The organism is Halodesulfovibrio aestuarii DSM 17919 = ATCC 29578 (genome assembly GCF_000384815.1).
Classification (GTDB): domain Bacteria; phylum Desulfobacterota; class Desulfovibrionia; order Desulfovibrionales; family Desulfovibrionaceae; genus Halodesulfovibrio; species Halodesulfovibrio aestuarii.
The window spans coordinates 439,294-454,192 of sequence record NZ_ARQF01000021.1 but is presented as its reverse complement, the minus strand read 5'-3'; the positions used below and the strand labels follow the sequence as shown (position 1 = coordinate 454,192).

Genomic DNA, 14,899 nt, shown 5'->3' with positions numbered 1-14,899 from the left:
ACTGCTAGTACCCACTAATAATTCGTTGACTCATCCCACCGCCCGCGCTTGCACACTGCCACTCTGTATCCACCTCAATGGTGTTGCGGGCGAACAAGGCAAGTGCGATAGAAACAGCACTGTCACAGTGTCGTTGTCCTTCCTTGCCTTGCGTGCTGCTCTCCGGTGGCTTGGGAATTCCCTTCTGTAATTTAATGCCGCGTAAGTCATCCAACACCACAGCGCTCTTCGGGATCAGCAGCGTCCTGTCTTCAAACTGAGCTTTTAGCGGCGGCATTTGTTCCCGGTACCAAGTTTGGGAAAGCATCACCTCAGCGATAAAGTCCGCTCCGTATTCCTGCCGTGCGAACTCCGCCAATGACTGCCCGTTACCACGCGCATCCAGCGCTCCGCCTGAAAACTGCGGGAGTCTATCCACCATATAAAAAAGTATCTGCTCTTGTGTTCTGAATGGCGCGTTACGTAGTTCCACAAGGAACGGAATATATAGTGATAAATCGTCATACTCCGTCATAGGAGCGAGCACGGTTAAGTCACCAGAGCGACCGAAGTCCTCACCAAAGTAATGCTTACAATCCTGCGGTAGCTCCTGCAGAAGCGGTAAAAGAATTTCCTCGCACCAGTCCTCAACTTCCGCATGGGCAATATCCAAAGGCCAATCTACAAAGTCATCCGCTGGCGGCTCCCATGTGATGACGAGAAATTCTGGCGACATACACGACTCAATCAAATTACGTGTAAGCCATGAACCTCCTGACTTAGACGGCACACAAAAGAGTTCTTCATTTGCACCGTCACCATAACGAGTAATCGTTTTCTCTCGCCACGCATCTTCATTCGCCTGCGTCCAAGTGTCGCCTTTCACTCCACAAATTGCTTTGAATAGCCCTGCTTGTAGAGCTTCATCAAAATCAGTACGGTGCAAGGTATAATCAAGCTTACCCGCGCGAATATCTTGTATGTACTGGTTAAATTCAGACTCCTCACCATTATGTGTAGAGATAACAGCTACATCACCGCCCCACATGGTGAGGGCCAGAGCGGCTTTCAAAAGTTCGCCCAAATCCTCTACAAAAGCGGCCTCGTCTATGCGAACACGCCCCTGCTTAGAGCGAAGGTTGGAAGGGTTAGAGGAAAGCCCCTGCACCACAAAACCGGAGGCAAAACGTACCTGGTAGATTGTTACATCCTTGTCCGCGTCTTTGAGAACAATCTCCTCCATCTCGCCCGCGACAAGGTCGTATTTCTTTGCCCAGTCCGCTGTATCCGCAACATACTGTTTCGTCATATCTTTGTTGTAGGACAGATAGTATGTGGACATGCCGCCATCTTCCTTGCTCATTGCGGCAACAAGCGCGCTGTCCGCTGCGTCTGCCCACGAGGCACCGATACGACGAGACTTTTCCCAAAACTTTACCGGGGAGCGATCGTCAATCCACTTCTTTTGATACATGAGCAAAGCCATTAGAGGACCTCTCTAATCTTGGCGGCAAGGTCAGCAGACATGCCCTTATTTGGTGCCTCCTGCTGATCGACATTGTGTGCGGCCTCCATCTCTGTAAGGAGCTTCAACGCCTTCTGGATGTCTGCCACAGACTTAAAGTTTACGTCCTCGGGACTGGCTAACAACACACTCAGTTTGTTTTCAATTGCTTCACGGAGTACCAACACGGCATCTTTTGCTGATGAAATGGTTCGCTTCTCATTATGGGTGGCAATTTCTGCGGCAAGCCCTTCACGCTGAAACTCAGCCTGCTTAATTGCCAAATTCTCAAGGGAGGCCACTGCAAAACCAGTCTGCGGGTCCTTTTTTTTCATCAAGGATTTGATCATCTCCGACCGTGCAAGCACCAGATCAGCGCGAATGTCACATTCAGCCCGCGCGATGCGCTCACGCTTTTCACGCCATCCGTGTTTATCCGCCCAACGCTTCACCGTAGATTCTGCAACGCCCGCCTGATTAGCAACGTCACGGAACGTAAGCCGCGCTACACAGTAAAGTTCCTGCGCTTTCCAAACGGTTTCCGGTGCGTGTTCTCTGCCCTTGCGTTTCATAATTTCACCTATCGTAAAGTTGGACGCTTTACGCCCGGAACAGTTACGCGGCACTTGGCGACATCTTCACCACGGGCAGTTAGGCCAGCCACAAGGCAGCTTTCGCCGGAAAGTTCCACCAAGCCCTGCTCTTTTAGCCAGTACAACTCAGTTCGAACCTTATCCCGACTAGGTGCAAAGCCAAATTCGTTCACGGCATCTGCCAACACGCTTTCATTTGATTTCATGCTTGGGGACTCATCAAGTAAACGGAGGATTGTAATTCTCAAATGTTCAGTTACAAAATCGGCGTAGCTCATTTGGCGGCTCCGTTAAGCAAATATTCTTCCTGACGATCAGTCATTGTTTTCAGAGTCTCAACAGATGCCTGCATTGCTTTAAGCTCACCCTGCAAGTCTTTCATTGTCAGGGCGAGTTCATGCAATTCTGTTTTACTTGGCAGCTCTCTGATAGATGATTCTATGGCTGTCTGGCGGCTCTTCATGGCGGCCACATCTTCCCCCAGCTTCTTGCGGCACTTTTCGCAATCGTCAGTGCTCACAAATCGCTTTGAGAGCGACCAAAGCCCCCATCCAAACAAGCCCTGCACGATACATAGCGCCAACGGGATCAAACGCAAGATAGTGTCCCAGTGCTCCACTACTTCCTCCCTAAAAGGCTAAGCGGGTTAGGCAGTTGCACGCCCTTCTTATCCAGTGCGGAACGGCTGATGAAGTAGTAGCCAAATGTCCACCTGCACAGCTCTGTTAAGAATTTATACTTATCAGCGGGAAGATAAGCTTCTGACACAAACGTCGCGACAAAAACCGCCACGGTTACGCTCAGCAATACCAATGGCCTAACGTTCTTTGAGAGCCACGAATCAGACTGCATATCCGCCTGATGACGTTTGGTTAACTCTTTTTCCAAACCGAGCTCATAACTCTGCCATGCTTTTTCAAAAGCCAGCGCCATTTCTGGATTCTGTTGTAAGGCCGCCAAAGCGGCCTCCTCAGAATCAGTCCCGGTAACGGACTTCGCCATCCCCATAACATCTTTTGTGACTTTCTCTGCGTGGTCACCGCCGATCCATTTGGCAATGGTCGGGGCGATAGCACAGAGACCGGAAATGATAGAAAGCACAACCATGCCTACTGCACCCGTATAATGAGACAGAGAGCCTGCCAAAAGGTGAAGAACCAAACCACGCCAGCAGTGATTAAGGTTGCCGCCTCAGCAGCCCCAAGCCCAAACCATACCACCATGCACCAATAGCATCCCGCCGCAATAAGGCAGGCAACTATTACCGTGCGCCACGGGAAATAGCACCACATGGATTTCAGGTTCTTCAAGACTTCTTTCTTCCCCAGAGCACAAAGAAACACTAACGCTGCCAACGTAACGGCATAAACAGCGACAAACGGATAGCACCACCACGACCACGCAAACTCCACTTTAGCAATCCAGCTAAGAACAACGCACAGCGCGAATGCCACAACAACAATCAGTAATTCAAAATGGTTTGCTCGGAAAAAATCAAGAAAACGAGACATAAGATTCCTCTCTTAAGTAACGGGAAGGAGGCCAGCGCGGACGAGTTGCCGGTTGCACCCACGAGTTATAGTCAGCTGTTGCCGTAATGGGGCATCACCAATGCACGGAACAGAGGCGTGTACCCATGAACCGTACTCATGGATTACCTGCTTAAAAGGTAGGTTGAGACGCACAATAGTCTGCGCCACCTGCAATGGAGGGAGACCCGGCACAATAAGATCACCAGCAAGCCCTTTAATATGGTCGCTGGTTGGGCTACCCCCGATATACTCATTCAGCCACTCAGGGCGATAACCGCTGGTGACAATGATGGGTACACCAAGCTCATCGCGCAAGGGCTGCACAAGTGTGACGCACAGGTGCTGAAGATTCTCCTGAATCTCAGCCCCCGGCTCTACAATGATAGGGCGCCCCATTCGTTCTGCCGTCTGACTGCGACAAAACTCGTCCAAATAGAAATTAGGGGACAATAAAAAACGCTGCATACCGTCCTTCCTTTATTAAAGTGATGGTATGCAGCGTAATGTGTTTTGTATGGTATGTCGGGAAACTAGGCTAATCAGGAAAATGAAATTTTGTAGGGAGATGATATTAAAATACGAGATAGTTACCAATCTACCCTTTCCATTTCCTCTTGGACGCTCTCAGCTGTAATGCGAATTGGCAGCCGCACATGCCGCACAAGCACCCCCTCATCTACAAGCCTACGTACAGTGGCTTCAGAAAGGCTCAAGCAATACGCGGCCTCATCAACGCGCAGGAGCTTCTTTGTCCTGAGCATCTCTTCAGGCAACAACGAAAATTTACCTCGCTCCTGCACCGCCGGAAACTTCATGGGCACCTGAAAGCCGTTTGTACTCTTAGGGGTGCAGCGCTTCTTACAACCAAGACAATGCAGGATAGGCCAACGGTGAAGCCAATATGCGCGGGAGCTATCCTTGCAGCCTAGCTTCGCGTACACCCCGGCATCAATTTCTCCACCATACGGGCGAAATCCATCAATCATCATCTTTGCCATGACTCGGCATAATGTGCTATTCATACCACCTCCAGCACGGCTTGAGCCTGTGCCATAAAGAGCTTATCGCATTTGTTGCATTGTGTTCTGATTACTGAGCAGCGGCTACAAGCAACCTGCTTTATTGCCGCAAAAATTTGTTCATCACGCTGGCGGCTATGTAAGGCGGCTTCTATTCGCTCCTGCTGACGCTCCACATTTCCAGCATACACGCCACGCAACACCATATAAACAGTTGAGCGGTTCAGCGTAGTATCGTGTTGCTTACAAAAGTTGTGAATGGTGCCGAACTGCTCTCTAATCTGCCCTGCCAGCTCTTCAAATTGAGGACTAATCTGCATCTACTCAACATCAATTCCGCGCGCGTTACAGCGATTCACAAGATCCTTTGCAATTGTCTGTAACGCGGCTTGATCGTTGAGCCATATGAGGCTATCCACGCCGAACTGCTTTTTCATTCGGGTATCAATACCGCTCATCTTCCAACCGAGCTTTTTCCATAGCGCGAGAATGTAGCGTTTCTGCTGCACGTGCGGAACATTGTCCGGGATGACATAAAAGTCTTCTTTCGGCTTTGCAGACGATTTATTCTTGCTGGTAAACTCAACACCACGTTCTTCCATATGGCGTAGCAAACGATAACGCTGCCTGAAATCCAACTTTCCCGCGCTGGTCACACCAAACATGTCACTCAGCATATTACGGTACGTTTCATCATCAAGCCCAAGCTGTTTTTTGCCCATATGAATTTTTGCTAATTCTGCTTTTCGGCTCATACGGCCTCCTGATCCGGAAGGTAGCCAGTCAGGCTGATGATAGAAATTTCTTTGTTATTAGCTTTCAAATGACGTTTAAAGGCTGCAAAAGAAGTCCAGTTTGGCTCATAAACATTGATCCTTTTATCTGGATCAATATCCATCTCCTTTTGCATCTTCTTGCTTAATTTTTTAAATGCAGTCCGAATTTTTGTTGGGTAAGCATAACGTTTCAAACATCGGGCGAAGCGCCTGCGCTCCTCACAATCATTAAGCAGCCATGCCCCTTTGAAAAAGCCTTCTACAAACCAAGTTATAACAACTCGATTTCCCAAACGTACTTCTTGAACCGCTAACGTATACCCGTCGCACTTCAAATAAATTGGGGAAAACATACTGAGGGCTTCTTCAGCGCGTTTCCAATCCTGTTCTGACATACTCATACTAGCGTTCCCACATAGCCCGAAATTCTTCGAACAGACAGAATGTCGCAAACAGCAAAAGCGAAGTATATAGAGTTCCAACAGCAAGCTCGAATAAAGAAAGGGGGGACTCGTAACTTCTCAGCATCATAATTGCCGAAAAAGCGACCCATGACCAATATGCAATTTCACAACACTTTTTTAACCCTGACCAAATCATAAATCTTTCCTCTGGCTGCTCATCAGACCGGAACCGCCACATTCCGGTGACTGCCCGTGGTTGCACCCCATTTAGCACTGGGCGGACAGTTTCGCATATTTTACTGGTAGGATATTGCAGGGGCGGAGTTGCTATTTGCCAACTCTAAATCCTGCTTCGCTTTATCCAATGACGCCTGCATAAACTCCATTGCTTCTAACATCTGAGCGTCTGATTGTTTTTTAATGTTAATTTTTGAATGAGCCTTTCCATCTTCGTCAACAACCACGGCAGAAAAGACAAGTGTTGTTCCTTTTTGAGGTAGTTGAGCTAAGGAGACCGCAATAGCTGCAAGAGCGTCTGACATATAAAAAGATTGCGACATGGCCCCTCCTACAACGCTGCAATATCCAGCGGAATTGTCACCATCTTACCGCTTGCATTACGCTCACCCACACGAAAGTAGGCTTTTGTTCCGGTCACACGGATAGAATCAGAAATAGCTTCCATTGCCTTTTTCCAACGCTCATCTGAAATCTGAAGACGGCGCAGGCCGAGGATACGACCGACATTTATCTTGCCTTCTTTGTCCACCTGAAACGCATCATTCACCACCGCACGCAGTTCGCCGGGGCTGCCCTCAGTCCAGTCCTTCAGGCATTCATCAATGAGGGACTTCGCGGCCTGAAGACGCTCATCAAAATCCAAGTGCTCACTGATCTGCCGCTTGATCTGGTAGCGTCCGTCATATGAAATAAGGGATACGTTCCCCTTCTGACCGCCAAGTTTTACGCCATATTGCTCTGCTGAGAGCGACACAAACGCTTCCACATCGTTCATGATCTCGCCTTTAAGAGCGGCAAGTTGCTCCTGCATAGCCTTAACCTTAGCGACCTTTTCCATCACAAGCTCATGACGAGCTAAGTCTATCTGCTTCACCTGCTCAACTGGCACAAGATGCCCTTGCGCGTTTTCCATGTATCCTTCTGGTGTCATAATTTCCCCTATGCTGTTTGCGGCAATTCGCCGTTAAATTGTTGTTCCAGTTCGGCAACCCGCTCTACTTCTGCCAGCGCGTTCTTGTACGCGATGTTTGCTACTTCAAAAGACTTCGGCGGGAGGCTCTGCATATGAACTGCCATCTCAATCAAATTTGTATGCAGTGCTCCAGAAATGGGACCTTTAGGAACTGAAATACAACAACCAACATTTCCTGTACGTCTTGCTGTTTCGCTCATACTCTCTCCCGTAGCTTTTTTGTGCTTACTGTCTTACGAAAGCCGTATCCAAACACATCCACTTCATACGCGTTGCGGCTTGTCTGCCGCATAGCCTTAACCTGTACGTCCTTAAGTTGATATTCCCCGCCGATTTTCACCCACAGCATATACTTTTTATTTACTTTAATTGTGGGCAAATCAGGACGTTTTAGAGCACACAGTTCAAGGCCATCAAACATGTTCTTCCTGCTCTTCAAACCGATTCAGGATAGTTTTGCTCAATTCTGCCACACGCTGTTTTACTTTTGGCTGATGCAGATCACGCTGCATGAATAGACCGAGCAACTCATGCAAACAGGCTTTTTCAACTTCAAATGGGTCTGACAAACCTTTTGGGGGCTGAAAGGCGTGTTGCTGCTGGCGCACTTTTGCAGTTGCCCGGTACAAAATGGTGTTTCCCTGCTTTCCGGCACGCCGCACATATTCCGTCTTTTCAAGCGCGCGCATATAACCAGCAGCGTGATGATAGCCGGCGCCCGATACCCTCGCCAGTTCTTGAATTGAAAATCCGGGCTTAGAGGTTTTAAGAGTTCGCCACATGCGAGTGATCTTTTCCGCTTCTCTTGAAGGTGCAGCCTGTGCATTGTAGCGATACTGCCCACGTGTTACCCGCACCAACTCACCGGAACGAACAAGGGCAGAAGCCTGTGTACGAATGCGGTCTTTATCCGCTTCGCTATCCGCGCCAAGAGCCGCGTAGAGCATCTTGTTTGAAAAAACTTCTTCAGTTTTCCCTAGGTTTCTTGCCGCCTCGCGCAGCAATGGCATTTTACGGTTACTCATTACCGCCTCCAGCTAGCCACTTGTTTTGCAACTTTAGCTACAAGGGCAACGTTCACGTCATGTACTTCATGCGCTCTTGCCGCTTTTTCCAAGTGCCCTACAAAGCTCCAAACGAGGCGGAAATCCCCGTCGGCATACCGCACTATTTGAGCACACGCCTCAGGTGAAATGTTCAACCCTGCTGCCTCATCCGCTAAGAAAGCTACGTCCTCTTCAGCAACAGCACCGAACTCAACAACCTGCTTTACGCGGCTCCAAATACGGCGACGAGTTCCAAGCAAGCCCCGTAACTCTTCCTCACCAATAAGCACAACTGGCACTCCGGTTGTGTCAAAGATATCGCGCAAGTCTTCAATACGATCCACGTGCAGACGGTCAGCCTCATCCACAAATATTGTCTGTGGGGACGCGTCCAACGCCTCAATAATTCTCGTCTTACATGCTGCTGAGTTACGAGGGCGCAAGCCGCAAACCTGATAACAAAGCTCCTGCAGGAACGAATTCTGAGTCCATCCCTGCATCACCCGCAGAAACACCCCTCCTGACATTGCGTGATAGTTGCGGGTTGTTTCTGTTTTACCTCGTCCGGCCTGACCGAAAACAAGCGCAAAGCCCGGCTCACCGTTAAGGTTGTCTTCCAAGAAGCCCACCTTCTGGCGGAATTCAAGCACATTGCGGGTTTCAATAAAAACATCACGTCTCATAACTCATCCTTTAGTTTGCTTGCGCCACGCACGGGCGGTTCTTCTCATAAAGCTTACGGAGCCGCTCGTAACGCGGTGCAGCAACCTGCTTGTACTCTTCGGTGCTCTCGTAATATTCCATCCACTCCCGATCAGCTTCACGCAGGACAATCCCTTCTTTCACTGACAGCATGAACAGGTAATCGTACTTATCCAGTTCGGTAACAATCTCAGGCTTCTCAGCAGGCGGGACATAACTTGGTGCTTGTTCGCGCTTGGCTTGCGCTTTCTTTTTGGCGGACTCAATGCTGAGAACCTTGGCCTGTGAAAGAGGAGCAGCCTCTTGCGCCTTCGGCTCAATTTTCTCATTTTGAGCGACAATCATACGGTTACGTTGATCCGCAAGCGAGTCCGCAAGAACTTGACGGGCAATACTAGAAGCGTCTTTTTCTTGTTGCTTCTTCAAGTCGATTGCCTGTTTCAGCTCCTCTCGGTGCTGATCCGTACCGAGCAGGCTTGCGGCAGGGTGCAACGCATTCTGACGCTGCGCTTTACAAAGAAACTCACCGCCATCCTCGCTGTAGACAAGAATGTATGAGGGGTCTTGCAAATCATACTTAATTTGTACCGGATGGGTTCTGCCATGCAGCATCCCGTCGTAATAGCGCTCGTTAAGGAAGCGGATTCCTTCACGCCTAACTTGCCGAACCGCCTTTGCCATCATCAAATGACGAAGCTTAGTTTCATCAACTCCTGCCCCTTTGCCTTGCATAAAAACTTCTGCGGGAGTCTTGCCATTAAGATGACCGCGCTGTGGACGCGAAATGTAATCGTCTATCCATTTGGCAACTATGTAGTGCGTTTCTTCCAAGGTAAGCGGGCGTCCTCCGGCTGCCTCATATGCCTTACGGTGCAAAGGTTCCCCCCTGTTAAGGCGGGCGGGCTTTGCATCAATTGAGTTACCGACATAAGAAGGCACCCATTGTTCCAGCTCATGCAATGTGCCGAAAAAACGTTCAACTGTTTTGGATTGCCCGTGGTAAGGCCATGCGAAAATTGTGTGAATACCAAGATCTTGGAATAACCCAGCTATTCCGGTCTGGCGAAAGTCTACGCCGTTGAAATATTTAGAGCGAAACGCCTTACCGTTATCAAGATAGGCAATAAGAGGATATTTACCCAGTGTCATAACCGCACGTCTGAACGCTGCCGCAATAGACTGGGTGTTTTCTGTAGGCATGATTTCCCACCCGAGCGGGCAGTTTGATTTCATGTCATACCACATAATGAGTTCCATGCGCTGCGCTTTACCTGTCCACGGGTTAAGTGTCTCAAAGTTGAGGACATGCCCGTCAGCGACCACTATGTCACCTACCTCAATCAAGCTGTAATCGCGTTCAATATAAAAAGCCGCTTTGTCGTTCCACGCCTTTTTACCTTCACGGGTATAAACCCAAGTGCCAAAGTTGGTTTCCTTCCACATTGCAATGAAGCGACGCATAGTACGCTCTGCGGGTATTTCAAGCTGCTGAGCATTCATAGCTGAAGTAGCCATCCGAATAGCAGAGCTAACAGTTGGATGGTTTGGCTGAAGCACCGCGTTAAGAAGGAGTTTTGCATGTGCCTCAGTCATTTTTGCACGCTGCTCATTTCCTGCTCCACGTCTGTCTACGAGAGCCACAACTGTCTTATTTTTACGAAGCCCGACCTTCCAGCGCTCAATTGATTTCCACGAAACTTTAGAACCCAATGCTTCAAGGAGCTGAGGCCACGCACCGCCCTTATACGCTTGTATAAAAGAATCACGCGCCGTTGCCTTTGTTCCGTGTCCGGCCTTTGCAAGCCAATCTGTATATAGTGCAACCATATCCGCACGAGCTAAGGCTTTCTTACGCTTCACATCACTTACGCCAGCAGTAGCAAGGGTCGGTACAGTCGGCTTCACTGTCCGTTGCTCCGCAAGGCGGGCTTCCGCAGACACAAGCGCTGTACGGGTCACATCCGGCATAGAAGCCACAAGCCATTCGCTACCGCCGCCACGCCCTACACGCGGGCGGGCTTGCCATGACTCACGCTTGGCACGGCGAGTAATCGACGATTCAGCCTTAATCGTAAGCGCGACCATAAGCTCTTTGGTTGTGTATGCTTCTTTCAACATGAAATAACTACCTGTGTTCAAAAGTTCTTTAAGTGGCGCAGGAGGCTATCCCGCGCCGTTATGTGTGTCCCCGTCGCCTAATCAGAAATTTGTGAGTTCCGGCTCCTTTTGGTATGCCTTAACCAACGTGTATCTTTAATCATTAAACTCAAAAGGAACCGGAAAATGAAAGTAACTGATGATGTATTGCTTACAGTGGCTAAAGAGCTTTGGCTTGCCCAAAACCCGTATGGGGAAACAAGCGAAAATGTTACCGTAACTCACGAGGGCCAAGTTAATGAGGCGGAAAGGCAAGCTAAAGTATTCGCTACTTTTGTTTCAACCCTTCATAAAAAACTGCTGGAGACAGCTGAATAGTCACAAGCACATGCGTATCTCTTGATAACCCGTTTAAAGCTACGGCTGCTGCTTTGGCAGCCGTACCTTTATCCGCCTTCGCTTCCTCAATCGCCTGACGCAGTTTTTCTGCCAACAGATAGATTTTTTCGTCATGCTCTTTACACATCACACCACCTCTCTCAGTTTCATAGTATCCGGCAAACTCAGCGGCTTTAAAGGACACCCCATTTCGACTAGGGCTGTTAAAACTCGCTGACTATCATCATCACCAATAATTGTTTTCCTAACCTGCACCGCGGAGACCCCTACCTCCTTCGCTAGCGACGACATTGTATGCCCCTGTTCATATAAAAACTCTCGAATCGCCCAAGGCTTACGGTTTCTCCCTGCAATTGTTGCCATTATAGCTGTGCCTCCAACTGTTTCTTACGCTTCTTCGCTTCCTTCTCTGACAAAATCGCCCTTGCATAGTCGCGCAGCTTCTTATCATCCTCACTCATAATCTCGCACCCTACGGCCTGTAGAATTGGCTGTAGGGGCGAGACATCTCCCGTAGCCATGCAGAACGCTACGACTGCGAGAATAGGTGGGGGGTGTTCCTTCGCCGCTGGTTGCAACCATTTATCCAGTGCGGCTCTCGATACGCTCTTGGCGTTCCTGGTGCTCAACTGGATACCAGCAGCGTGGGAAATTTCTGTCAGTTCATCAGCAAGCTGATCACGGGACAAGTTGGGCTGTTCTTTCATGACGCGGTTCATAACAGCGCGCATCTGCGGAAGAATTCCCGCAAGCTGCGCCACTTGTTCATCCCGCGTCGAGTACTGAAATAATTTTGCCTGTCTCATCATTTTACCGTCCAATCTAACAACGTATTCCGTCCAAACTGACTTGTTGACCTCTTGTTATGAGCAGGTTAAAAATTGAATTAAGAATTGAATTAATTTTTTAACCGCCCGTGCTTTCTTTTTTGCTTAAATTTTGACGATAAGTCAACAATATTTGACGCAAAAGTTTATTTTTATGCGATTTCAACCTAACCTATTGATATCCATAAAGATTATACTTAACAGTGTGCGCAAAAGTTTATGCAAAAGTTAGCACTTGGAACTTTTGCGTATGAAAATAGCAGACAGGATTCGTAAAATTCGCGGCAACCTCTCTCAAAGAGAATTTGCTGACCGGATCGGAATAAACATGAATACGCTAAGGGCTTACGAGAAAGGTAGGAGCCTTCCGCCTTCTGAAGTGCTCGAGAACATATGCTTAAATTTTGACGCATCTCCGAGCTGGTTACTCCTCGGCATAGAAAGCGAGAGACGACAAGAAAGCTCTCAACCTACACATCAAGAAAACTGCCCCCGGTGCACTGAGCTGGAAGCGCGTTTAGATAAAGAACGAGAAGAAGTGCGCGAACTCTCAAAAGAGCTGCGTGAATTAAATGCTGAAAACAGGACAATTTTGAAAGAGAATGGAAAGCTAAAAGAAGAGATAGGCTTACTGAAAGGTGAGCTGAAAGCCCGCGCCGCGCCTACAGATAAGGCTACTACAGATAGCACAGAAAGCACCGCCAGCGCGCGCAAGACTGCTTAAAGAGAAAGCGAGGGAATGTGGTACCACTTCCCTCGCTTTTTAGTTTGTAGCTACTTACTAAATGCCGCCTCATGTTATTTTTGTCAATAATGGCGGTATGATGATTTATAACACTGACACCCCTCTTTAGTCTCGTCGATTATCATTTGATTTTGGACGACAAAATGCGCTTTTTCGTGCAAAAACTTTCTCATTTCGAAAGTCAAAATCACACGAAAAAGCGCATTTTTCTCATTTAGGATTTCAGCCCAAAAACAAGCCCAACGTATCAGCGAAAGCCCGCATCAGTCCTACATTCAGCCTATATCCGTACTATTAAATCTAGCCTATCCGGTATTTCTCAAGTCGGGTGTCCCCCTACACCCATCCCAAGATGTGATGATTTTTTAAAAATACTGCATTTTTTACTTGCAAGTCTCGCCAGTTTTCCTTAGTTACATTCTTCGCGACGGAGAGTGGCGCAGGTTGGTAGCGCATCTGGTTTGGGACCAGAGGGTCGCAGGTTCGAATCCTGTCTCTCCGACCACGATTTTTAAGCTCACAGTAAACACTGTGAGCTTTTTTTATACCTTCTGCAAAAAAACAAAGCGTCCCTGTGTTTTCACAGAGACGCTTTGTTTTTTTAATTTCAGTAGTTAACAACTCCCGAACAGTACCGCATCGATTGCTTTTACAGCACTCGCAAGACGTTCCTGTCGCGTTCCTTGCACTTCAACAAAAGAGGCACAACGTGCTTTAAGCTCTTTACGGAATAAGCTCTGCATGTATCCGCGCTCTTCCGGCCTATCTCGTTGTCCGTCATCTTCCCACGGAATATCTATGCCGCAAAAAATATATAACGAATACATCCGATCAGCCAAGACAGATTCAATCCACTCCGGATTCGTTCCATAATAATGCTTATTGTACACAGCCGACGAAAGCATATTCGTATCGCACAGCAAAAAAGGGGGTCGTTTGGCTTCTACTGCCAATTCAGCCTCAAGCTGCCCTTTAGCAATAGGAACAGCATCTTCAAGCGTAAGCACTCCCCTATTCGCGATAAAATACTCACGCAGATACTCTTCAACATGCGGCACGCCATAATATTTTCCCAACATGCTGACCAATGTCGACTTACCCGTACATTCCGAACCGGTAAGCACAATCCGAATTATCGGAGCCGTTATATTGGTATCTATGCAGTCTGACATTTTGCCTCAGCACTGATGCTATCTGCCCGCATAGACTTATACCAGCTATAAAGACCAGCAATAGCCATAAGGGTGTATACAGCCATAAGCCCGCTGTATCCAGTCCAGCCTTTTGCAAAGTAGATGTAGATATACATTGCATCGGCAACGATCCACAGTATCCAGTTTTCCAAATATTTTCGCGCCAGCAGATACTGAGCAATCAGGCTAATAACAGTTGTGACTGTGTCCAGCCACGGAAATGCCGCATGCAGCACATTCTGTGATATATATCCGAAAATTCCGATCCCGACGATACCGACACAGGTAAGCTTCAACGCAAGTGAACGGTCAACAGTGCGCACCGGTAGCGGAGTGTCATTTTCACCACCACGCAACCACTGCCACCAGCCATAAAAGCCGAGTACAACATACACAAGCTGAAGAAACGCATCCATGTAAAGTCTGCCGTTAAAAACGACAACCATCCAGATACCTACACTGACAATACCAATCGGCCAGCACAAGGGCTTCTGTCGCACACTCAACACAATATAAATAAGCCCTGTTGCAATTGAAATACGTTCAGGCCAGCTCATTGCATCCACAAAGCCAAAAACAAAATTAAGTAATTCCATCATATTCCCTTTAGGGTTGCTACACCTGAGCAGACGCAACCCGTGTAAATGTAGAGTAAAGAAGCAACGATGGAGAACAGCCTTTGGCAAAAGGCGAGACTACTCCTGACGATGCCTCTGCACACACGAGCGGTTATGTATTGATTAAATGAACAAAGTCAACTCGCCATACCCACCTATTTTTCACACAACAAACCGCAAGCATAGTTACCTCCAGCAAATACAGTAATGCTACAACCTATGAATGCTGGCCGCTACATCATGCACAATATCA

General features: G+C 48.2%; 23 protein-coding genes, 1 tRNA gene and 1 other RNA gene. 2 read left to right on the top strand and 23 right to left on the bottom strand.

Translation table 11 applies throughout. The features are described 5' to 3' along the window. Nucleotides 1-4 precede the first annotated feature (4 nt). The 21 genes from F461_RS17895 to F461_RS0112750 form a co-directional block, all read right to left on the bottom strand. Entirely contained in the window at nucleotides 5-1,465 is a 1,461-nt protein-coding gene (locus tag F461_RS17895) for a terminase large subunit domain-containing protein (protein ID WP_020001570.1), read from the bottom strand. Then, a complete protein-coding gene (locus F461_RS0112850) occupies nucleotides 1,465-2,055 on the bottom strand; it encodes a hypothetical protein (RefSeq protein WP_020001569.1) in 591 nt (196 codons plus the stop codon). The genes F461_RS17895 and F461_RS0112850 overlap by 1 nt, the downstream gene beginning before the upstream one ends. Before the next feature lie 8 nt (nucleotides 2,056-2,063). Continuing rightward, nucleotides 2,064-2,354 carry a VpaChn25_0724 family phage protein gene (locus F461_RS0112845; RefSeq protein WP_020001568.1) on the bottom strand — a complete coding sequence of 97 codons (291 nt, stop codon included), beginning with the start codon at nucleotides 2,352-2,354 and terminating at the stop codon, nucleotides 2,064-2,066. After that, a complete protein-coding gene (locus F461_RS0112840) occupies nucleotides 2,351-2,695 on the bottom strand; it encodes a DUF2730 family protein (RefSeq protein WP_020001567.1) in 345 nt (114 codons plus the stop codon). The genes F461_RS0112845 and F461_RS0112840 overlap by 4 nt, the downstream gene beginning before the upstream one ends. After that, nucleotides 2,695-3,183 (bottom strand): hypothetical protein, encoded by a 489-nt coding sequence (locus F461_RS0112835; protein WP_020001566.1) that lies wholly within the window; start codon nucleotides 3,181-3,183, stop codon nucleotides 2,695-2,697. The genes F461_RS0112840 and F461_RS0112835 overlap by 1 nt, the downstream gene beginning before the upstream one ends. A gap of 2 nt (nucleotides 3,184-3,185) precedes the next feature. Next, nucleotides 3,186-3,587, bottom strand: coding sequence for a hypothetical protein (locus F461_RS0112830; protein ID WP_020001565.1), 402 nt, complete (start codon nucleotides 3,585-3,587; stop codon nucleotides 3,186-3,188). 12 nt (nucleotides 3,588-3,599) lie between these two features. After that, nucleotides 3,600-4,073 (bottom strand): D-Ala-D-Ala carboxypeptidase family metallohydrolase, encoded by a 474-nt coding sequence (locus F461_RS0112825; RefSeq protein ID WP_020001564.1) that lies wholly within the window; start codon nucleotides 4,071-4,073, stop codon nucleotides 3,600-3,602. A gap of 122 nt (nucleotides 4,074-4,195) precedes the next feature. Beyond that, complete coding sequence (locus F461_RS0112820) at nucleotides 4,196-4,630, bottom strand: helix-turn-helix domain-containing protein (protein WP_020001563.1); 435 nt, start codon at nucleotides 4,628-4,630, stop codon at nucleotides 4,196-4,198. Further along, complete coding sequence (locus F461_RS17890) at nucleotides 4,627-4,947, bottom strand: hypothetical protein (protein ID WP_020001562.1); 321 nt, start codon at nucleotides 4,945-4,947, stop codon at nucleotides 4,627-4,629. The genes F461_RS0112820 and F461_RS17890 overlap by 4 nt, the downstream gene beginning before the upstream one ends. Beyond that, nucleotides 4,948-5,382, bottom strand: a complete 435-nt coding sequence (locus tag F461_RS0112810; RefSeq protein ID WP_020001561.1) for a regulatory protein GemA — start codon at nucleotides 5,380-5,382, stop codon at nucleotides 4,948-4,950. Beyond that, nucleotides 5,379-5,804, bottom strand: coding sequence for a hypothetical protein (locus F461_RS17885; protein WP_020001560.1), 426 nt, complete (start codon nucleotides 5,802-5,804; stop codon nucleotides 5,379-5,381). Before F461_RS17885 ends, F461_RS0112810 begins: the two co-directional genes overlap by 4 nt. Nucleotides 5,805-6,012: 208 nt before the next feature. Beyond that, an RNA gene (locus F461_RS18940) (hammerhead ribozyme type II) lies at nucleotides 6,013-6,100 on the bottom strand. Between the two features lie 3 nt (nucleotides 6,101-6,103). After that, nucleotides 6,104-6,367 carry a hypothetical protein gene (locus F461_RS0112795; protein ID WP_020001558.1) on the bottom strand — a complete coding sequence of 88 codons (264 nt, stop codon included), beginning with the start codon at nucleotides 6,365-6,367 and terminating at the stop codon, nucleotides 6,104-6,106. Between the two features lie 8 nt (nucleotides 6,368-6,375). Continuing rightward, nucleotides 6,376-6,978, bottom strand: a complete 603-nt coding sequence (locus F461_RS0112790; RefSeq protein ID WP_020001557.1) for a DUF3164 family protein — start codon at nucleotides 6,976-6,978, stop codon at nucleotides 6,376-6,378. Between the two features lie 8 nt (nucleotides 6,979-6,986). After that, nucleotides 6,987-7,220, bottom strand: coding sequence for a hypothetical protein (locus tag F461_RS0112785; protein WP_020001556.1), 234 nt, complete (start codon nucleotides 7,218-7,220; stop codon nucleotides 6,987-6,989). After that, complete coding sequence (locus F461_RS0112780) at nucleotides 7,217-7,441, bottom strand: hypothetical protein (RefSeq protein WP_020001555.1); 225 nt, start codon at nucleotides 7,439-7,441, stop codon at nucleotides 7,217-7,219. Before F461_RS0112780 ends, F461_RS0112785 begins: the two co-directional genes overlap by 4 nt. Continuing rightward, nucleotides 7,434-8,045 (bottom strand): hypothetical protein, encoded by a 612-nt coding sequence (locus F461_RS0112775; protein ID WP_020001554.1) that lies wholly within the window; start codon nucleotides 8,043-8,045, stop codon nucleotides 7,434-7,436. The genes F461_RS0112780 and F461_RS0112775 overlap by 8 nt, the downstream gene beginning before the upstream one ends. Next, on the bottom strand, nucleotides 8,045-8,749 hold the full coding sequence (locus tag F461_RS0112770) for an AAA family ATPase (RefSeq protein ID WP_020001553.1): 705 nt from the start codon (nucleotides 8,747-8,749) through the stop codon (nucleotides 8,045-8,047). The genes F461_RS0112775 and F461_RS0112770 overlap by 1 nt, the downstream gene beginning before the upstream one ends. Nucleotides 8,750-8,759: 10 nt before the next feature. After that, nucleotides 8,760-10,886: a Mu transposase C-terminal domain-containing protein gene (locus F461_RS0112765; protein ID WP_020001552.1), complete on the bottom strand. Its 2,127-nt coding sequence runs from the start codon at nucleotides 10,884-10,886 to the stop codon at nucleotides 8,760-8,762. Between the two features lie 307 nt (nucleotides 10,887-11,193). Next, the gene (locus F461_RS0112760; RefSeq protein ID WP_155881394.1) at nucleotides 11,194-11,448 is read right to left on the bottom strand and encodes a hypothetical protein; all 255 of its coding nucleotides are present in this window, start codon (nucleotides 11,446-11,448) and stop codon (nucleotides 11,194-11,196) included. A 178-nt stretch (nucleotides 11,449-11,626) separates the two neighbouring features. Further along, nucleotides 11,627-12,073 carry a hypothetical protein gene (locus F461_RS0112750; RefSeq protein ID WP_020001549.1) on the bottom strand — a complete coding sequence of 149 codons (447 nt, stop codon included), beginning with the start codon at nucleotides 12,071-12,073 and terminating at the stop codon, nucleotides 11,627-11,629. 268 nt (nucleotides 12,074-12,341) lie between these two features. Between F461_RS0112750 and F461_RS17880 the strand changes: the two genes are divergently transcribed. Both F461_RS17880 and F461_RS0112735 read left to right on the top strand, forming a co-directional pair. Further along, nucleotides 12,342-12,815 carry a helix-turn-helix domain-containing protein gene (locus F461_RS17880; RefSeq protein WP_020001548.1) on the top strand — a complete coding sequence of 158 codons (474 nt, stop codon included), beginning with the start codon at nucleotides 12,342-12,344 and terminating at the stop codon, nucleotides 12,813-12,815. A 449-nt stretch (nucleotides 12,816-13,264) separates the two neighbouring features. Then, nucleotides 13,265-13,341, top strand: a tRNA-Pro gene (locus F461_RS0112735). Nucleotides 13,342-13,450: 109 nt separating this feature from the next. Here F461_RS0112735 and F461_RS0112730 read toward each other — a convergent pair. Continuing rightward, nucleotides 13,451-14,008, bottom strand: coding sequence for an AAA family ATPase (locus tag F461_RS0112730; RefSeq protein ID WP_082208216.1), 558 nt, complete (start codon nucleotides 14,006-14,008; stop codon nucleotides 13,451-13,453). After that, nucleotides 13,993-14,625, bottom strand: coding sequence for a nicotinamide riboside transporter PnuC (pnuC, locus tag F461_RS0112725; RefSeq protein WP_020001546.1), 633 nt, complete (start codon nucleotides 14,623-14,625; stop codon nucleotides 13,993-13,995). Before pnuC ends, F461_RS0112730 begins: the two co-directional genes overlap by 16 nt. Nucleotides 14,626-14,899 lie beyond the last annotated feature (274 nt).